The following is an 18,881-nucleotide window of genomic DNA, read 5'->3' as shown; positions in this document are numbered from 1 at the left end:
CCGCCTGCTCCCCCATCGTCCCCCATCGTCCCCCCCCGACCCGCCCTGCCTTTTAACGCCGCGCCTCTTCGTCTCTCAGCATCATCACCATCCTCTGTGCCAATTTTAAGCGCTTGAACCCTGGAAATAAACATAGGCGGCACCCTCCCTATGAACGACAAGGCTCCGCCGTTGCTTAAAATCACAATTTTAGTAATTCAACCACGCCTAATCGTGATTGAAGCCCTACGCCATCTAAGCGTTAACTCCGGATCAATCATGTCTGATATTCCTTATTTCAGTCAACCTCACTATTGCTATATTTGAATTGACATTCTTTTCAGAGAAGCCCATGATACTATTAATACTCATATTGTGACACATATAAAGGAAAAGCTCCGCGTCCAATGGTCCCTTTGTTTACAACCCGCCCTGCCGCTATATCCCTCTGTTTATTTATGCCTTAAAGGAATGTTCAATGCTCAAAAATTTCAACTTAAAAATGAAGATGCTTCTCTATATCGGCACGGTTGCCGTTCTGGCCTTTGCCGTGACGATCGGCGTGGTCGCCATAAAGGCGAGCAACATGGCCTCAAAATATGCACATCAAAATGCTACCGAAGCAGCCCAACGGTATGGGGGCGTTGTAAAGGCGGAGTTGGAGGTTGCCATGGACGCGTCCCGAACCTTGAGCCAGACCTTTGAAGGGTTGAAAAAAAGTGGGCAGATGCCGGAACGAAGCGCCATGGATGAAGTCCTGAAACAACTTGTTGCCGACAACCCCTCTTTTCTCAGCGTCTGGATGGCCTGGGAACCGGACGCCTTAGACGGCAAGGACACTGACTTTTCAAATACGCCGGGGTATGACGCCACCGGTCGGTACGCCCACTTCGCGAGCCGGAGCGGAAATGGGATTTCCGTCGCCAGGCTTAACGGATACGAGACAAAAGATTACTATCGCATCCCAAAAATGCAGGGGACAGAGGCTGTCATAGAGCCTTTTTTGGGTAACGTGGATAACAAAAAAACGCTTATGACAACTCTTTGCGTGCCCATCCATCACAAGGGAAAAGTCGTTGGCGTTGTAGGAACGGGCATGGCCCTTGAAACGCTTCAAGAGCAATTTTCCAAGGTCAAGATTCTTGATACCGGCTACTTAAGCGTCATCTCCAATGCCGGCACCTACGTGACCCATTTAGAACCAACACGAATCGGCCAATCCGTGTTGAAAACCGCGTCCTGGCTTGCCCCCTTCATGGGCAAGATCAAATCCGGAGACAGCATTAACACCCAGAACCATTCAGACGCTATAGGGGAAGAGGTGGGAAGGATCTGCGAACCGATACAGATCGGAAACACGAAAACCCCTTGGGCCATGATGATCAACGTTCCCCTCTCCGAGGTTTATGCCGGAGTGACCAGCATCAGGAGGATCAGCATTGCCATCGGGTCCGGTGCGCTCCTCTTACTGGTCTCCATCATCTATTTCATTGTCAACAGCATCACCGGCCCCATCAAAGAGGGGGTCGATTTTGCAGAAACCATGGCCAGTGGGGACTTCAGTCACAGCCTTGAGGTCAATCGCAGTGATGAAGTGGGCCAACTCGGCGAATCCCTTAACCACATGACAGCGAATATCGGCGGAATGATCAAAGAAATCGTCACCGGGGTGGCAACCCTTTCCACCTCCTCCACCGACCTTGCCGGCATCTCCGAGCAGATGTCCCAAGGGGCCACGGAGTCATCGAATAAAACAGAGACCGTGGCCGCGGCCACCGAAGAGATGAGCGCCGGTATGGCATCCATCGCCGCCGCCATGGAGCAGGCATCCACCAACGTCTCCATGGTCGCTGCGGCCTCTGAAGAGATGACCGCCACCATCCAGGAGGTGGCCATAAATACGGAAACCGCCCGATCCATTGCCGACACAGCGGTTTCCAAGGCAAAACTGGCCAGCGACCAGATCACCGAGCTGGGAACGGCGGCCCAGAAAATTGATAAAGTCACCGAGACCATCACGGATATCTCCGACCAGACCAACCTGCTGGCCTTAAACGCAACCATCGAGGCAGCCCGGGCCGGAGAAGCCGGAAAAGGCTTTGCCGTGGTGGCCACAGAGATCAAGGAACTGGCCCGACTCACCGCCATGGCCACCCAGGATATCCGGGATCAGATCGGCGGCATTCAGAAAGCGACCTTCGTCTCCGTCGAATCCATCCAAGAGATCACCACGATCATCGATGAAATCAGCGAAACCGTCTCCACCACAGCCACAGCCGTTGAGGAGCAGACCGCCACCACCCTGGAGATCGCACAAAACGTCAACCAGGCCTCCCAGGGCCTCACAGAGATCAACACAAACATCGCCCAGAGCTCCCGCGTCGCCGAAGAGATCACCCGGGATATCTCGGAGGTACACAACCATGCCCGGGAAATGACGGAAAGCAGCGCCACGGTCAAGGGAAACGCCGGTGACTTACTGCGCCTTGCCGAAACACTGAAAGAAAGGGTGGATCAGTTCAAGGTGTGATGGGGAAAGACCAAACATGAAAACGTTCTGGGTGCTTGGTTCCTTGTTCTTCGTTCAATGGATTCGCTACGCTCATGCCTTTTATAAAAGCAGGGGCGTGGCGACTCCGTCGCCATAGAATCCAGCACCTCGGCGCGTTTTTTACCTGAGTCATCGCTTCCGTCACATCACAAAAGCAGGTTACGGATGCGCTTTATCCCCTTGTCACGGCGTAGCAGCCTTTTTTCAGGCGTAGCTGACGAAGACGGATCACTTGTCGCGTCGTAGCTCATTGACGTTCGTCGAATGGTAATGCATAGACATGGGCATAGGCGTAGGCGTAGGCGGACTTGTCACACCGGAGGCTTTTACGTAGGCGGACTTGTCACGCCGGAGGCTTTTGCGTAGGCGGATTCCTCGTGGCCAATCACATCTGCTGTCACACATGAATATGATTATCATTCGTTCTCATCCCCCCCCCTCATTGGAACAACGACGGCCCGTAGGATGGGCACCCATTTAATATCAAAGGGCGAAGCGTGCCCATCTTGCATTGGCAGAACCCACAACGATGAAAATGACAAAAAACCGTAAGCACCGGTCGCGCATGCCCTTACGACGTACGAGGCATCCCCTCACCCTTCACGCGAATGCATTAGCAAACCCCCTTTCAAGGTGGCTCACCTTGCCGCCGGCAAGCTTATTTTTCGGCCATCCTTAACGCAAGGCCTGAGATTTTCGAAAGACCCCCAGAAAAAAGAAGCCCGAGAGCAGACAGAGCATGACGCCGTCTGCTGCCAAGACCTTTCGTACGGAGTAGAACTGGGACAACGCCCCGTTCAGGGCCAGAGCCAGGGGCATGACGGAATAGGCCACGGCGGTCAGAATGGCGAAGAATCGTCCCTTCAGCGCGTCGGGAACGGTGCGTTGGAAAAAGCCCATGGCCGCTGCGTTGACCAGGGCAAGGCTGCATCCTGCGAAGAAGACGAGGGGAAGAGCCATCCACAGTTGGGGACAACGGGCAAAAAGGACAATGGAGACACCCATGACGATCACCCCCGTAAAGATCCTGGACAACGTTTTGCCTCCCGAGGCAAAGCTCATGACGATGGCCATGGTGACGGTTCCAAGGGCGAGGCTCGCTTCGAGGATAGCCACCCAGGAGACGCTTCCGTCAAAGGCATAGCGAACCATCATGGGAATGGAGATCATCAAGGGGGCGGCAAAGAAATTGAGGACGCCAAAGATGATCAACATCCCCAGCACGTCGCGGTGTTGCCCAAGCCATGACACGATTTCCCCCAGAGACTGCCGGGTACTGGCCGGTCCGCTCCCGTCCTCTGTTCTCGCTTCGGGGACCAGGGATGTTTTCACCGAGGCAATAAACAAAAGGGACACGGCAAAGGTGGCCCCGTTAAAACCAAAGGCCCCGGCCGTGCCCAAGGCGGCCAGGGCCATGCCTCCCAGTGCAGCACCCAGAACATTGGACATGGCCACCACGGAAGAATCCACGGCAACCGCTGCAAAGAGCCCCTCTTCGTCTGTGAGCGAGGCCAGGGAGCCTTCAGCCGATGATTCGAACAGCGGCATAAAGCAGGCCAGCAGAAAGACCAGGACGTACATACGCGGAAGGGTCATGGCCCCCTGCACCAGCAGCACGGCCATCAGGGAGGCCAGCAGAAGCCGGCAGGCATCGGCTATGATCATGCAGCGTTTCCGGTCGAATCGGTCGACCAGGGTCCCGACCAGGGGGCCGAAGATCACCGAGGGCACCAGGGTCAGGGCCATGAGAAAACCCAGGTTGAGGGCGCCTTGAGGCCCTGTTTCGTTAACGGCCCACCAGGCCAGGGCAATGGTGAAAAATTTATCGCCCATGGCCGAGACAAACCGGGAGCTGAAGAAACGCCTGAAGTCGGGAAAACGAACCAGGGGGTGTGCAGCGAATCCGTCCATAATCATTTCGCCACCCTGAGATCGACAATTTTTCTAATTTTTCCGGTGCGCCCGACCCGCGGGATGCTTCCCGAGGGCACAATATCGATGGCAAAGGGACATCCAAAATCCGGCAGGTCTGTAAATTCGGAGGCTTCTTGTTTCAGCCTCTCCCATACCTTTGTCGTGAGCCCCGGCACCTCGTCTCCTTCGATGACAAGAAAGACCTCAAGGCCCTTTTCGCCGCCCTGCACGGTGATTTGATACACCGGGGTCAGTTCGGGGAAAGGGGCCAGCGCCCTGTCTATCTCCACCGTATAAAGGTCGTTGTAGAGAAGGCGAACGTAATAGTCGGTGCGCCCCAGGAGCCGGAATTTCCGTGCTGTTCTTCCGCAGGTGCATGGGGTGTCGACCCAGGCGGCCCGATCGCCAATGCGGTAACGGATGATGGGGTGTAGCATCCGTGCCGTTCCCGTGGCAAAGACCTCTCCCTCATCGCCGAATTCCAGGTAGGCCCAGTCCTCGGACACGTGGAATTCATCATGCCGGCAGTGGTCACACTGGAACCCCAGAGTGCCGATTTCCACGGCGCCGTAAGCGAGGGACCCGACCTTAGAAGCTTTGAAGACGCTACGCAGCAACTCGCGTGACGAATCGGACATGGCCTCTCCCGTATAAAAAATACGGTCAAAACGGATCTCTCGCCCCTCTTTTCTGGTTTTTTCAGCCAGCTCCACCAGGGTACTGGTCATGCCCATGGCCACGTTGGGTTTGAGGTTTTCCAGAAGCTCCAGGGTCTCGTCGATGCTCTGGTTGGCGGTGATGGAAAGGATCTGACAGCCCGTCTGCTCCAACCCCCCGTTCATGGCCAGAAAGCCGGTGTACAGGGAGCCTGCCCGCATCAGGTTGGCCACCCTGTCCGTCGACGAGAGCCCCAGAGCCCGGAAGCCCTGGCCCAGAACCCGACCCGCTTGTTTAAATTCTTCGGTGGTCCAGCAGATGTTCCGGGGAACACCGGAGGTGCCTCCCGAACTGAAAATATAACTGGCTTCAGACGAAGCGGTGAGCATCGCCGTATCCATGGGAGGGCAGTGCTCTTCCAAGGCCTCTTTTTCCAGGACGGGAAGCTGTTCAAACTCTTTCAAGCTGGTGAGGGGCCGCTTCACATCGGCGTACAGCTGTTGGTAAAAAGGACTCTTCATGGCCTGCTCCACCAGCCGGTTCAATTCGGCCAAGAGGCGGTCTTCACGCCGCTCCGGGCTGTCGTAATAACGCCCCAGCCGTTCTAAAGGCACGTCTTCTCTGCTGACGAGGCGCACCAGGCCCAAAATGATATAGGACCCATCGTGGGGCGCCCCCCCGTCGGTCCCTGTCCCCATGGTGCCGGGACGGCAAAAGCGCGGGATCCCCAGAGGTTCGAGGCCCTGCAGGGTTTCGTTGAAGAGTGGCCCGGGCACGGCCACGCCTGCGGTGGACATGTGGTCGGCCATGCAGCGCATGTTTCCCTGGAGAAGATCCCGCCAGTCTTCAAGGGCGTTCACATAAATGGTGCGGTTCAGGGGAGAGGGGATGATATCGGCGCCCTCGCCTAAGATGACCGAATGGGTCTTGCCTTCCAGGAGTTCTCCCTGGCCGTCAAAGGAGGCCCTGAAGGCTTTTTCTCTTACCTTGCGGATGTCCACGCCTTCATCGAGCGAAAGGGTCTCCTGGGGCAGGGTCTGGCTGAGTGCCTCCAGATTCCGGTGAAGCCTGTGCGCCACTTCCCGGGCCAGCTCTTTTCCCTCCACAAAGAGGTTCTGGCAGCTGGTACAGGCCTTCTGTTCCCAGAGGGCGATGTCCAGGGCAAATCCTTGCACGGCGTCTTCAAGGGCCTCGGGTTCCAGGCCGCTGCGGATCAGCCCCCAACTTAACTTGGGCCCATAAGCCATCAGGCGGGTGCCCATGGCCGTGATCTTGGCGTACTCCCGAACGGCGTCTTCCCCCCCAAACAGGAGGATGCCGTCAAACGCATTGCCTACCAGCTCCATCATGCCCGTATTGGTATGACTCCAGGAGGTGATGGCCAGGGTCGATGCGATTTTTCTCGTGGGATCCTCTTCCAGAAGGGCCTCAAGGAAGATAAAGGGAAAGATCGGGTCCTGACTGGAGAGCTTCAATACGTTGATGTTCTTGGTGATCATCCCCGTGATCATGGAATCGATGGACCCCAGAAAGATATTGCCGGGGGCCACGTGGCAGATGGCGCCCAGGGGCAAGGCGCGGGAGGGCTTTCCATGGGAGAGGGTCCAGCCGTCCAGGACACGCCGATCGCCGAGGCAAAAGAGGCGTTCTTCCAGGGCCTCACGGGAGAGCATCCCCTTAAGGGCCTCCAGGGCTTTGTCCAGCATGGGCAGGGAATAGCCCGTGATGCGCGGCATGATCTCCAAAATATGATCCCGGTACCGGCCCGGCTCCGTGAGCCTGCGTCCGACCCGGTCCAGCAGTGAGATGACGTCATCCAAGGGGACCTGGGCAAAGGCGTCCACACGGGTACGCATGCTGTCGCGGTTAAAAAAGCTCCTGCCCTCTTCGAGGGGCAGGTCCTGTGAACTCTCTTTAAAGTCGCCAAATATAAAATGTTTCATGGGTGCCATCTCTTTATTTTTCCTTCCTTGCTGAACGGATTCTGTCGAGGATCTCCTGGGCCGACAGGGCGCACCCTTTATGCTTTTGGTTCCCGCCGCGCCGGATGGAGGCGATGTACTCCCCGGGAATACCGCAGGGGCATCCGGTCTCTATTCGGACCAGATCGGTGGAGAGGACGGAGCAATTGGGTTGGGCCACATTCCAGGGTGAGATGAGCTGAAGCAGCCCCTCTTCGCCTATGGGAAGCCGCTCCAAGGTGACCGGGTGCCTCACCGCCACCCGGGCAAAGACCGGCACATGGTGATGTCCTTCCGGACAGGAGCAATAGGGAATCCCGTGCTCGACCATGCCGTACAGGTCCCGGACGTTGCTCCGGGGAAGGCCCAGGCGCTCTTCCAACTCGCCTGCGAACTCGCTTTGGGTCATGGGGGTGCCTGCGTGATTTTTCCAGCCGCCTCCGGCGATGACAAAGCTGTCTGGATGCACGCGAACCTTCAGGCCTTGCCGCTCAATCTCTTCCAGGGTCTGAAAAATAAACGCCGGAAAACCCAACATGCGGACGGGACCTTTTTCCGCCAGCTCCGCAAGGGAACGCGCCGCCTCTTCCACATTAAAATCAAAATTCCCGTCCGGACCCTTTCGCAACAGCCAGCGGGCATCAGTGACCGGCGCGCATCGCATCTCCTGCTCATCGCTCCAACTGGTACCGATTTCCCGGGCGTCTTCCCTGGCATAGCTGAACATCAGGTAGCCTGCCGGACGATCAGAGCAAAAGCCGACGTCTTTGAAGATTCGGGCGGAAATGGTCTGGATGCGTTCCAGCCCGTCCGCATCGAAAAGGGCCTGGGTTTTTTGGCCGCCGGTGCCGGAGCTGGTCAGGCTCATGGCCACCTGGTCTTCTGGGATAGACAGGAAACGATGGTACTTCATGGTCTCCACAAAGATGGGGGGGACATCAAAAACATCGTCCGGTGTCTTCAGATCCGAAGGCGAAAAATGATACCGCTCGGCCAGGGCCCGTACATAGGGTTGATTCTCGTATTGAAAGCGATAGTTTTCCTGCATGGCCTCAAGGAAAATCCGATCACTCGTCGATGTGTCTGAAAAAGCCGGCGCCAGGTCGGCGTAGCGTTGGATACTGTGAAACCCCATGTTTATTTCTCCTCACGGGCAGCCATATCGCCCTGTATGAATTCCATGACCTCGCGTGCCTGATCCCCGTCCAGATCCAGGGCTGTAAAATCGATGCTGATGTCGTTGAGTTTTTGCAGGATCAGGCCGTCTCGCCCCGCCATCTCGCCCGGCATATAGCCACAGAAGAAAAATCCCAGCTCCAGGCAACGTGCGGCAAAGGGAGCGGCTTCAGGGCACTCGATATCCAGGTAGAGGTAGATGACGTCTATGCGATTTCGGACATAGCCCTTGACCCGCTGACCAAGCTCCTCCAGAACATCCTCACCAAAGGTGCGGATCCTTATTTCGGCAAAATTGAACTCCTCCACCTGGTAATACCGGTTCCCCTCGCCTCCCGAAAGGTCGGGTAAAGGGGGGGAGGTGTCTTCAACAGAAACCATTTGCCCGACGTTCGTTGAGAGCGAACGAATAATCTCTGTGTAACGATTCGGAACATATAAGGTGTAAGGGGACCTGGCTTTCAGCGGTTTGACCATGAGCAGGGCGTTTTCCTTCTGGCTCACCTTGCCGGTGAGCGCCTTGAACTCCAGGTCGGGAAAAAGGGCCGCCAAAAGAAGCCCAGTGGGGATAAAATCGAACAGGGTGGCGCTTTTTTGAGAGGCATGATGGCTCGTAACCGCATGGACAAAAAGGTTCCGGATGCCCATCATTTCAGCCTTGGACATGACCTCAACCATCAATTGCCCAAGGAGTCTCTTTCCTCTGCAGGCCGGATCGACAAAGGCTGCGGTCAGCTCTGCGATGGTGGCCTCGGGGGCGCTAAAGGAGAGGGCCAGGTGGCCCAACAATTTGTTTTGAGCGTCCACCAGCACAAAGGAATGCAACTGCCCGTCCTGGTTCAATTCCCATATTTTTTGGGGATAATAGATAAAATCCCGGTAGGTATACCCATAGGCGCGATAGGCACAACGCGAGACGTCAAGGGCCTCGGCTTCCGTGAGGGGGCGCACGGAAAAAGGGGGCACGAGGGGGGGCTCATTCGGCGTTGCCTCTGTTGGGTGTTGATCCCCGGAGAGATCAGGAGCCACCTTGCCGTGCCGGAAATATTTAAACATTCGGACCAGCTTACCCTGCTTCCCGAGGTTGATGAACTCCACCCTGTCCATGGCGCCCTTCATGAGCCGGACCCCCAGCCCCTCGTGGGGATCTGAAACTTCTGAGGCGTCGCTTTCTCCGCAGGCACTCAGCATGCGCGGGTCAAAGGGGAGCCCCTTGTCATGGATTTCGATGGTCAGGTCCGCTGCGCCCACATCAAAGGAGATATCAAAGGTGCCTCCCTTCTCAGAAGCAAACCCATGCTGGATGACATTGCTCACCGCTTCTTCAACGGCAAGAACCACCATCAGACTCTCTTGGGTTTCACAGCCATGAACGTGACAAAGGCCTTCCACATAGTTCTGGATCGGCTCTAAATAATCGATGCGTGCGGGCAGGGAGAGTGACGATTTTGCCCTTGATGACGCAGGAAAGTGCGGGAGGTCGGCATACGTTTTGCCTGATTCAGTGTCCATCATGTATTTCTATCCCAAAAAAAATGAATACAAAAAAAGAGCTGTTGAAAAGCTCTTTACTATTCATTTTCTTTAAAAAAAAGCCAAGCAAAAAATAAATGAACATCTGTTATTAGGAATAAACCCATCGGCAGGGCTGTATCAACACCCAGACACATGGATCATGGGCGATACAGCGAAGGGGAAAAGAAAAAGGAAGGCAAACAGACACGTTTGGCAAAACATAAAAGTAACTATTCAGATAGTTACAAATCAATTTAATTTCTTATGATAACGCCTTGTTTTAAACGATCTGATCTTAGCGACGATATGCTTTCCAAAGACTATGACAACGTATAAAAAAGCCCCGTACAGAATCAGAAAAGATGCATAATCATTCTTTTCTTTTTTTTCTTGGGAGAAAGAAAGAATGTCATCGTTACCCACCGTTATCCCCCAAATATTGTCAAAAAAACTTTCTACGACGATGTCAACCTTGTCACCTTTTTTAAGCCGTCGATTCATTTCACGGACCTTCTCTTTTTCTGCAGTGAATTTTAACGGTTCTAAATGAGATTCCAGAAAAATAATCAGGGAAGGATTTTGACGCCTGCTGTCGCCACTGTTGTCATATTGGGTAAGGGTGACGATCCCGGATATATGACGAAATGACTTTTCATAGTGAATAATGCCATAAAAAATGACACCTGAAACAAAGAACAGCATTCCACTCACAAGAATAAACTCTTTTTCTTTATAAAAAATCAAAAAAAACAAGGAAAAAATGATGAATAGCATCATGACTTATATCGTGTCCTCTCTTGGCCTTCAGGCCAGCATAGGCTATTGGGAACAAATAATCATACAGTGGTAACCTGCTTTCAAGGTGGCTCACCTTGCCGCCGGAGGCAGGCTTTTTTCCCTCTCGCCCACGGTGTCCTTTGCATCTTCAAGGATCATGTAAAGGGAAGGGATAAGGATCAGGGTGATGAGGGTGGCAAAGAGGATGCCGAACCCTAAGCTGATGGCCATGGGGATGAGAAATTGGGCCTGAACGCTGGTCTCCAGGATCATGGGGACCAGACCAAAAAAGGTGGTCAGGGAGGTGAGCAGGATGGGCCGGAGCCGGCGTTGTCCGGCTTCCATGACCGCTTCAGCGGTCGCCATCCCCTGGCTTCGGTTGGTATTGATGCGGTCGATCATGAGCAGGGAATCGTTGACCACCACGCCGGAGAGGGCGATGACGCCGAAGAGGCTGAGCATGCTCAGGTCATAGCCCATGAGGAGATGCCCGAGGATCGCCCCCACCATGCCGAAGGGAATGGCAAACATGATGATCAGGGGCTGCACATAGCTCTTGAAGGGGATGGCCAACAGGGCATAGATGGCAAAAAGAGCCAGCAAGTACCCTTCCCTCAGGCTGCTGATCGATTCCCGTTTCTCTTTTTCTTCACCGGCAAACCCGTAGGAGAGGCCCTCGTATTTTGCCATCAGGCCAGGGAGCAGGTGTTCCCGAATATCTTCGTTGATCTCCCCTGCGTTGCCCTCTTTGGCGTTGACGGTGGCGGTGACGTTCACCACCCGTTTCCGGTTGGCACGGGTGATGGTGGAGTAGCCCCGTCCCCGATCAAAAAAAGCGGCACGGGCGATGGGGAGTTCTCCCCCCTGGGGGGTTCTTATGCGCATGGAGATCAGGGTCTCGATGAGTCTGCGATCCTCTTCGGGGTAGCGAATTTTTACCTTTACCTCGTTTCTTCCGATCTGAAGGCGCAGGGCCTCACTGCCAAAAAAAGCGCCGCGCACCTGCCGGGCAAAATCCGCCTCGGTGATGCCCAGGGTCTTCGCCTCATCAGTGAGGGTAAATTTGATCTCCCCCTTGCCTTGAGAAAAGTTGTCCTCAATATCCGTTACACCGGGATACCCGGTCACGTAGTTTTTAACCTCCTCTGCCGCCGCCTCCAGGACCCGATAATCCACATGCCGAAGCTCCACGTCGATGTTGGCCCCCATGCGCACGAGGTCGGTGGTAAAGGTCAGGGAATCAACGCCGGGGATCTCCCCCACCTTTTTACGCCAGGCGTCTTTGACGGCGCTGATGGGAACATCCCGCTCTTCCGCCTTGGTGAGAAAGAGCGCTATCTCAGAAAGATGGGTGGCTGACGCCGCAGATTCCCCGCCGTGGGCAGGTCCCATCTTGGCCATCACCCCCCCCACAATGGCATAGACATGGCGAAAAACCGACGGCTCTCCGGGGTGATCGGCGTCCACCTCGGCCACGCTCTCCATGGCGGCCGCGATGAGCCGGTCCGCCTGGGCCCCCGTGGTCTCCAGGGTGGTGCCCACGGGCATTTGAAGGGCCGCGGTGATCCGCTCCCCTTCCACCTCCGGCATAAAGGTAAACTTAATCAACCCGGAGCGCACAATCCCGACACTGAGAAAAAGCATGGCCAGGCTCAGGGCAAAAGTGGCGTAGCGAAAGGAGAGGGCCAGGGTCAGGGTCCGCCGGTACGGGCCGGAGACAAACCGATCCAGTTGGTTGCCAAAGAGAATCCGGGTCTTGTCCAGGCGCCCAAGGAAAAAGCCGGACAGGGGACGGCTGGTGCCCCCGCTCAAGTGGGCGGGAAGGACAAAGAGACACTCCACCAGAGAGATCATGAGAAGGGAGATCACCACCACAGGCACGGCCCCCATAAATTTCCCCATGGTCCCCCCCACAAAGGAGATGGGAACAAAGGCCGCCACCGTGGTGAGAATGGAGAAGGTCACCGGCACGGACATTTCCGTGGCCCCGTCGATGGCGGCCTGTAAAAAGGGTTTCCCCTTCTCCCGGTGGTCAAAGATATTTTCCCCCACAACAATGGCGTCGTCCACCACTATCCCCAGGGCCAGAATAAAGGCGAACAGGGAGATCATGTTGATCGAAACATCAAAGACCGGCATCAGCATGAGCGCCCCCATAAAAGAGATGGGAATCCCCAGCATCACCCAGAGGGCCAGGCGCAATTCCAGAAAAAGCCCCAGCACGATGATGACCAGACAAAGGCCAAGAAAGGCGTTTTTCTTCAACAGATTCAGGCGACTCTCCAGAAGCTCACTGGTATCGTTCCAGACCGCCGCACGCACGGACTCCGGCCAGCGGGCGTTCACCTCGTCCACATAGGCCAGCACAAGGTCGGAGATCTCCGTGGGTTTCTCATCCCCCACGCGAAAGACATTGACCATGGCCGCAGGCTTGCCGTCAAAACGAGCGTAGGTGCCGGTGTCTTCAAACCCATCGGTGAGGACGGCGAGATCTCCCAGACGCACCGCAGCCCCGTTTTCCCCCCGCACAATGACAATATCGGCATACTCCGCCGCCTTGTACCGTTTCTCCTTGGTGCGGAGCAGGATCTCACCGCTTTTCGTCTTGATCGTCCCGCCGGGAAGGTCCAGGGAGGCCTGCCGAACGGCCCCGGCCACCCTCTCCATGGTGAGTCCATAGCGTCTTAAATTTTCCTCGGACACCTCGATGGTCACCTCGTAGGGGCGCACCCCGCCGAGCTCCACCTGGGTAATCTCCGGACGGTCAAGAAGTTCGTTCCTGACCCTTTCCGCACGCTCCCTCAGGGTCCGCTCGGGAAGATCGCCATAGACCACCACGGAGACCGTCTCCTGAAGATTCAAAATTTTGCTGACCACGGGTTCTTCGGCGTCTTCGGGGAAGGTGGTGACACGATCCACCTCGCTCTTGATGTCCTGAAGCACCACGTTGGCGTCCACCCCGGAACGGAGCTCAGCGATGACGTTGCCCCGGCCCTCAAAGGCCTGGGAAGTGAGATCGTCGATGCCGTCAATGCTGGAGATCGCCTCCTCGACTTTGAGGATAATCCCCTCCTCCACCTCTTCCGGTCCGGCCCCGGGATAGGCCACCGCCACCTGAATCTTGTCCAGGGCAATCTCCGGAAAAACCTCTTGTTTTACCCCAAGGCCCTTGACCAGGCCCCCGACCACAAACACCAGCATCAACAGGTTGGCGGCCACATGATTGCCCGCCATCCACTCAATCCATTTTTTCATCTCTGCACCTTAGATTCAGCCTCCGGCGGCCCTGCCGGGGGCTAAACTTTTGCCCAATTTATTTGAGCTGGGTTTAACAAACAGGTATTCGGGACTACTCGGCCGCCGGTACGGGAGTTTTCCACTTTCTCAGCTTCATGCCCGGCGCCGCGCCGGGCACCCCGGAGGTAATCACCTGCTCCCCTTCTTTGAGGGCTCCTGACACAAGGACCTGCTCTTTCTGGCGGCGTACCACCCTCACCTCCCGAACGGAGAGGGTCTTCTCCGGGGTGAAGATGTAAACCCAGCGCCCGTCCACCAGCGCCTCAAAGGGAATGGACAGGGCCTCTCCGATCTCTCGGCCCACCAGTTCCACGTCCACATACATCTCCGGAACCAGGGCGCGCACTTCCTCATCAAAGGGATCTTCCACCCGCACCAGGAGGCGGGCCATGCGGCCTGTGGGGTCCACATCGGCCAGACGCCGGACCAGGCGCCCCGCTCGTGCCACCTGCCTCTCTCCCACCCGGTAAACAACCCGCAACCCGTCACGATCCGGGTCCACCCAGGCCAGCTCTTCGGCGGTCACCGGCACCACCACATCCATGCGGTCCGAGGCAAGCAGTGAAGCCACCTTCATCCCCTGGGAGACAAACTGCCCCGGCGCCACGGTTTCGGCCAATACCCGGCAGGCAAAGGGCGCGGTCACCCGACATCGCGCGATGTCGAGGCGCCGGGCCGCCAGATCGGCCTTTACCCCCTTCAGCTGGGCTTCGGCCGCTGCCAGCTGAGGTTCATAGAGAAGCAAAGGCGAAGGCGTCAGGGCCTCACGCCCCGGCATCCGTTCCCACTCCAGCGTTGCGGAATGAGCCTTGGACCGAACCTCCGCCAGGGATAGGGCGGCCTGGGCGACCTGGGCCTCAGCCTTTACGGCGGCCAGACGGTAATCCTCGTCGTCCAGGGTAAAAAGCACCGCCCCTTTGGTAAAGGCCTTCCCCACTTCCAGGGCATCCTCCGAAACATACCCCGACACCCGGGGCACGAGCTCCATCTTCTGAAACGGAACCACCGTGCCGTGGGTGGCCAACCGCACCTGCCCTTCGGCCCGCTTCACCGGGGCTGTCGTGACCAGCTGCCCCCGATCTTCGATGACAGACCTCTCCGGTGCCTTTTTGGAGAGGATCATCACCCGCATCCCCACAAACCCCAAGGCGATAATCACCAGGGGCAAGATCCATTTCAACCGGGCCTTCCTCCGCTCTCCCATGACCGCCCCCTTTTTCAACTGCAAATCATCGCTCATGATGCTTCTGACCTTTCTAAGAAAACCTGTTTGTCAAACCCATCTTTATAAAATCAGGCAAAAGATTGCCCCCCGGCAGAGCCACCAGAGGCTTTCCCCCTCACTCAATCGGTCTTGACGTACGACTGGAGCCATTGATCGCTGAAGCTTCCCCCCAGGGCACGGGCAAGGCCGATGCGATGAGAGAGGAGCAGACGCTGTTGGGCGATAAGACGTCCCCGGGCTTCATTTTCAGAGATGCGGGCAGCAAGAAGGGTCAGATAATCTGACGCGCCTTCAAGGTAACGGCTCTTTATATAGGCCGTAGTGGATGAGGCCGCGTCAAAGGCGTCCTGCAAGCGGGCCATCGCCATGTCGCCGTTCCGGCAGAAGGAGAGAGCGTCGGCCGCCTCTTTGAACGCGGCAAGGGCGGTGCTTCGGTAAAGGGCCAGGGTTTCGTCAAAAGCGGCCCTGTCGGCCTTCACCATGGCTCTTCGCCCTCCCCAGTCGAAAAGAGGGGCCAGAAGATTGCCGCCGACATTCCACACCGGCCCACTCCCGGACAAGGGGCCCACCTCATACCCGGACCTGCCGTAGCCTGCGGTGAGACTAAAGGATGGAAAACGATCCGCCAGGGACACGGCCACGGCCTCATCGGCCTTTTCCACCTGGATCATGGCCTGGATCATATCGGGCCGTCCGAGGATCAATCGTGAGGAGAGGGGCCGATCGGCCAGGGGGGAGAGGTCTGGCAAGGCACCCGGAGCCCCCCCCGGCAGAGGCTCTTCAGTGGTCCCCGGTTTCCGGTTGAGAAGCGCTGAAAGGGCATGCTCTGCCACAGCCAGGTCAGAACGATACCCCGAAAGAAAAGCCTCTTCAGCGGCCAGCTCTGCGCGGGCGCCATAGACCTCCCGGGCCGGTACCGTGCCCTGCCCGTAGCGACGCTCCACCAGCTCCAGCCGCTCCCGGCGCAAAGCCACCCGCGCTTCGGCCAGGCTCAGTTGAGCGGACCGTTCGACCCGAAGATACCAGGTATCTGCCACCTGGGCAGACACCGAGACCATGGCCGAGGAGAGCGCGGCAAGGGAGGCGTCCCGGTCCAGTACGCGCTGAGTCGTCAAGGCCGCCCGCCGCCCCCAGAGATCCAGCTCATACGAGGCAGCAGCCGAAAGGTTCCACGTACTGGAGACCCCGCCCATCACCCCTTCGGTCCGGGCGCGGCCCAGATTTCCAGAAAGAGTGACACCAGGTAAATCGGCCGCCTTTTGCCCTGCGAGGAAGGCCTCCGCCTTTCTCACCTGGGCCGCCGCCCCATCCAAGGTCGGATTTTCCTTCAAGGCCTGAGCCACCCGCGTATTAAGCGCCTCATCTTCAAAGGAGAGCCACCAGTCCACGGCCGGGCGAACGTCCGCGGCCCCGCCCTCCCCCAGGTCCGAGGAGAGGGTCATCAGGGCCTCCGGTGCCGTCCGTTGATGAACCGAACACGCGGAAAACGCCCACAGCGTCAGCATCAGAAAAATCCAGAGCGCTCGTTTCATGTTCCCTCCATGCCACCGGCAGCAAAATCAATGAGAGCGGCCATGACCTTCTCTTCCGGGAGCTGGGTGGTCAAGGCTCCGGGGACATCGTTTACCATGTTTCCCCGCACGGCATGGATGGCATGGTGCATCGCCCCCAGCGACATCCGAAATCTCAAAGCCACCTCATCCCGGGATAAATGGGGGAGCGCTTCACACAGGGCCGTTATAAACCGGGCAAGAAGCCCTTCGATCAGGGGGGCCACCCGCTCCATCACCACCCCGTTGTGCTCGGTAAAGATACGGCTCATGATCAGCGAGAGGTTCCCGAATTCCGGTTGAATCACCGTCCGCAGGGTCGGCTCCATAAAGCTTGCCACCACATCCCGTGCCGACGGCTGCACCCCGGCTGCCTTCGCCGCAGACAGCACCGCCTCCAATTGCGCCAGGCGAAGAGCGTTCAAGGGCTCGATGCGCCTCTTGAGCACCGCGTCCATGAGATTCTCCTTGCTGCCAAAATGATAATTCACCGACGCGACGTTCACCCCTGCCCGCTCCGTGATCTGCCGCAAGGAGGTGGCATGAAACCCCATCTCCGCGAAAAACCACTCGGCCGCGTCCAGAATTTTTGTCTTGGTCTCTTCCACCGCCATCTCTTCTCTCCTAAACGACTTAATATAAACAAAAAAAATGCCTCCGGCGGCAAGGTGTGCCACCTTGAAAGCGGGTTTGCGAATGCGCTTCGGGTGCTGTGACTCGACGTTTATCGCGTCCGCATTCGCGTGGTGTGTGACGTGACTCCCATTGCGCCACAAAGGCTTGATCTGCTGGAGCCACAGCGCCAAATCGCAAGCTTACTTTCACCGGAAGAACGCCACTGACATGGGGATGTGCGGACTCACGTCCCTCGTGATCACCACTCACTATTCACGGCCTTAGTCATCGTTTCGGCCACATTATTTGAAATAGGTCTCAAGCGTGGTTCTCTCTCGTTCCCAGGCTCCGCCTGGGAATGCTCCCCGGAGGCTCTGCCTCCATGCTTGAGGCCCAGCAATCTGTGAGTTTCACTCCAGCATGACGACTTTTCGTATCGGCAAGGCGGAGCCTTGCACCCGACACTCCCAGGCAGAGCCTGGGAACGAGAAAACGCCACTAACATGGGGATCATCCCATAGGCGTACGGACTCACGTCCCTCGTGATCACCACTCACCATTCACTACTCACTACTCACCATTCACTATTCACTATTCACTATTCACCATATCCACCCATCTCTCTCCCCATCTCCCGCGCCGATGCCAGCAGCGCCTTCTGAGTTCCAATCTCCCCTTTCATGTGGGTTCCCCCGGCCACAAAGGTGGGCAGAACCTCAAACCCCATCTGGGTGAACATCTCATCGCACAACTCAAAATACGACGCATAGCGGGCCACGTCCGCCTGTGCCTGGGTGAAAAGAGGAAGAAGACGGGTTCCCGCCTGAAACCTTGGCGTCTCATCGTTGTTGAGCAAGGCGTAAAACCGATCCACCACGGCCTTAGCCTGGGCGCTCATCTGCCCCATATAGACGGGTGAACCGAAAACCACGACATCGGCCCGCATCACCGCTTCATAAATCAGGGTCATCCGGTCATCAATGCGGCACCGCGGGACCCTGCGGCACCGCATGCACCCCGTGCACCCGCTGATGTCGCCATCGGCCACGGAAAACAGGATCGCCTCCCCGCCGGCCTCCGTGACCCCCTCCAACACCTCAGAGATCAACATTTCCGTGTTGCCTTTTCGCCTCGGGCTTCCTGAAATTCCCACCACAACCATTGAATATCTCCTCTTTTTTTATCTTTCCTTACCGTAATTCAAACAGTTGTTTAAATCAACTGTTTATTTCAAGCACACGTTTAAATCACGACACCTCCGGATCGCCCGTGATACGGAGACAGAAAGCATCCGCAACCTGAGTCCAAGGGATCTTTCCAAAGTGGCATGGCCACCCACGCCACCGAGGCTTTTTTGCACAAACGACATCGTGACTCAAACCAACGGTCAAAACGCCCTGATTCAATAGAGACAATCCCATGAAAACAGAGGTGTTACTTTAAAAGTATGCCATAGTTTTTAGCCCGGATATTTCATGAGAAAACAATCAGGATTAAGGAATAATCTGTAATTACAGTTTCTTGTAGTAACATTTTGAGATATTTTAAAAATGCAAAATGTAATCCACGGTATTCTGTCTGATTTTCTCACCCTTCGGGCGAGCCGGGTGCACTCATCTGCCGCGTTATCAGAGCTTTGAGGTAAACCACTACATCTTCAGCTC

At 56.6% G+C, this 18,881-nt stretch carries 11 protein-coding genes; 1 reads left to right on the top strand and 10 read right to left on the bottom strand.

The genetic code is table 11. The features are described from left to right. Positions 1-457: 457 nt before the first annotated feature. Positions 458-2,509, top strand: a complete 2,052-nt coding sequence (locus Q1Q75_RS03645; RefSeq protein WP_300667653.1) for a methyl-accepting chemotaxis protein — start codon at positions 458-460, stop codon at positions 2,507-2,509. 696 nt (positions 2,510-3,205) lie between these two features. On the opposite strand, the gene Q1Q75_RS03640 is transcribed toward Q1Q75_RS03645, so the two are convergent. The 10 genes from Q1Q75_RS03640 to Q1Q75_RS03595 all read right to left on the bottom strand — a co-directional run bounded on the left by Q1Q75_RS03640 (position 3,206) and on the right by Q1Q75_RS03595 (position 18,379). After that, on the bottom strand, positions 3,206-4,447 hold the full coding sequence (locus Q1Q75_RS03640; RefSeq protein ID WP_300667652.1) for an MFS transporter: 1,242 nt from the start codon (positions 4,445-4,447) through the stop codon (positions 3,206-3,208). Then, on the bottom strand, positions 4,444-7,044 hold the full coding sequence (locus Q1Q75_RS03635) for an acyl-CoA reductase (protein WP_300667651.1): 2,601 nt from the start codon (positions 7,042-7,044) through the stop codon (positions 4,444-4,446). The genes Q1Q75_RS03640 and Q1Q75_RS03635 overlap by 4 nt, the downstream gene beginning before the upstream one ends. A gap of 13 nt (positions 7,045-7,057) precedes the next feature. Then, on the bottom strand, positions 7,058-8,197 hold the full coding sequence (locus tag Q1Q75_RS03630) for an acyl-protein synthetase LuxE (protein WP_300667650.1): 1,140 nt from the start codon (positions 8,195-8,197) through the stop codon (positions 7,058-7,060). Between the two features lie 2 nt (positions 8,198-8,199). Beyond that, positions 8,200-9,753 carry a GNAT family N-acetyltransferase gene (locus Q1Q75_RS03625; RefSeq protein ID WP_300667649.1) on the bottom strand — a complete coding sequence of 518 codons (1,554 nt, stop codon included), beginning with the start codon at positions 9,751-9,753 and terminating at the stop codon, positions 8,200-8,202. A 249-nt stretch (positions 9,754-10,002) separates the two neighbouring features. Then, positions 10,003-10,530 carry a hypothetical protein gene (locus Q1Q75_RS03620; protein WP_300667648.1) on the bottom strand — a complete coding sequence of 176 codons (528 nt, stop codon included), beginning with the start codon at positions 10,528-10,530 and terminating at the stop codon, positions 10,003-10,005. A gap of 90 nt (positions 10,531-10,620) precedes the next feature. After that, a complete protein-coding gene (locus tag Q1Q75_RS03615; protein ID WP_300667647.1) occupies positions 10,621-13,785 on the bottom strand; it encodes an efflux RND transporter permease subunit in 3,165 nt (1,054 codons plus the stop codon). Between the two features lie 94 nt (positions 13,786-13,879). Then, the gene (locus Q1Q75_RS03610; protein ID WP_300667646.1) at positions 13,880-15,067 is read right to left on the bottom strand and encodes an efflux RND transporter periplasmic adaptor subunit; all 1,188 of its coding nucleotides are present in this window, start codon (positions 15,065-15,067) and stop codon (positions 13,880-13,882) included. Between the two features lie 104 nt (positions 15,068-15,171). Further along, complete coding sequence (locus Q1Q75_RS03605; RefSeq protein ID WP_300667645.1) at positions 15,172-16,584, bottom strand: efflux transporter outer membrane subunit; 1,413 nt, start codon at positions 16,582-16,584, stop codon at positions 15,172-15,174. After that, positions 16,581-17,216, bottom strand: coding sequence for a TetR family transcriptional regulator (locus Q1Q75_RS03600; protein WP_300667644.1), 636 nt, complete (start codon positions 17,214-17,216; stop codon positions 16,581-16,583). The genes Q1Q75_RS03605 and Q1Q75_RS03600 overlap by 4 nt, the downstream gene beginning before the upstream one ends. A 599-nt stretch (positions 17,217-17,815) precedes the next feature. Continuing rightward, complete coding sequence (locus tag Q1Q75_RS03595; protein WP_300667643.1) at positions 17,816-18,379, bottom strand: flavodoxin family protein; 564 nt, start codon at positions 18,377-18,379, stop codon at positions 17,816-17,818. Positions 18,380-18,881: the final 502 nt, after the last annotated feature.

It is taken from the genome of Desulfoluna sp. (assembly GCF_030145185.1).
Lineage (GTDB): Bacteria > Desulfobacterota > Desulfobacteria > Desulfobacterales > Desulfolunaceae > Desulfoluna.
Note: the sequence above shows the minus strand (reverse complement) of the source record. Positions and strands in the feature narration are given on the sequence as shown.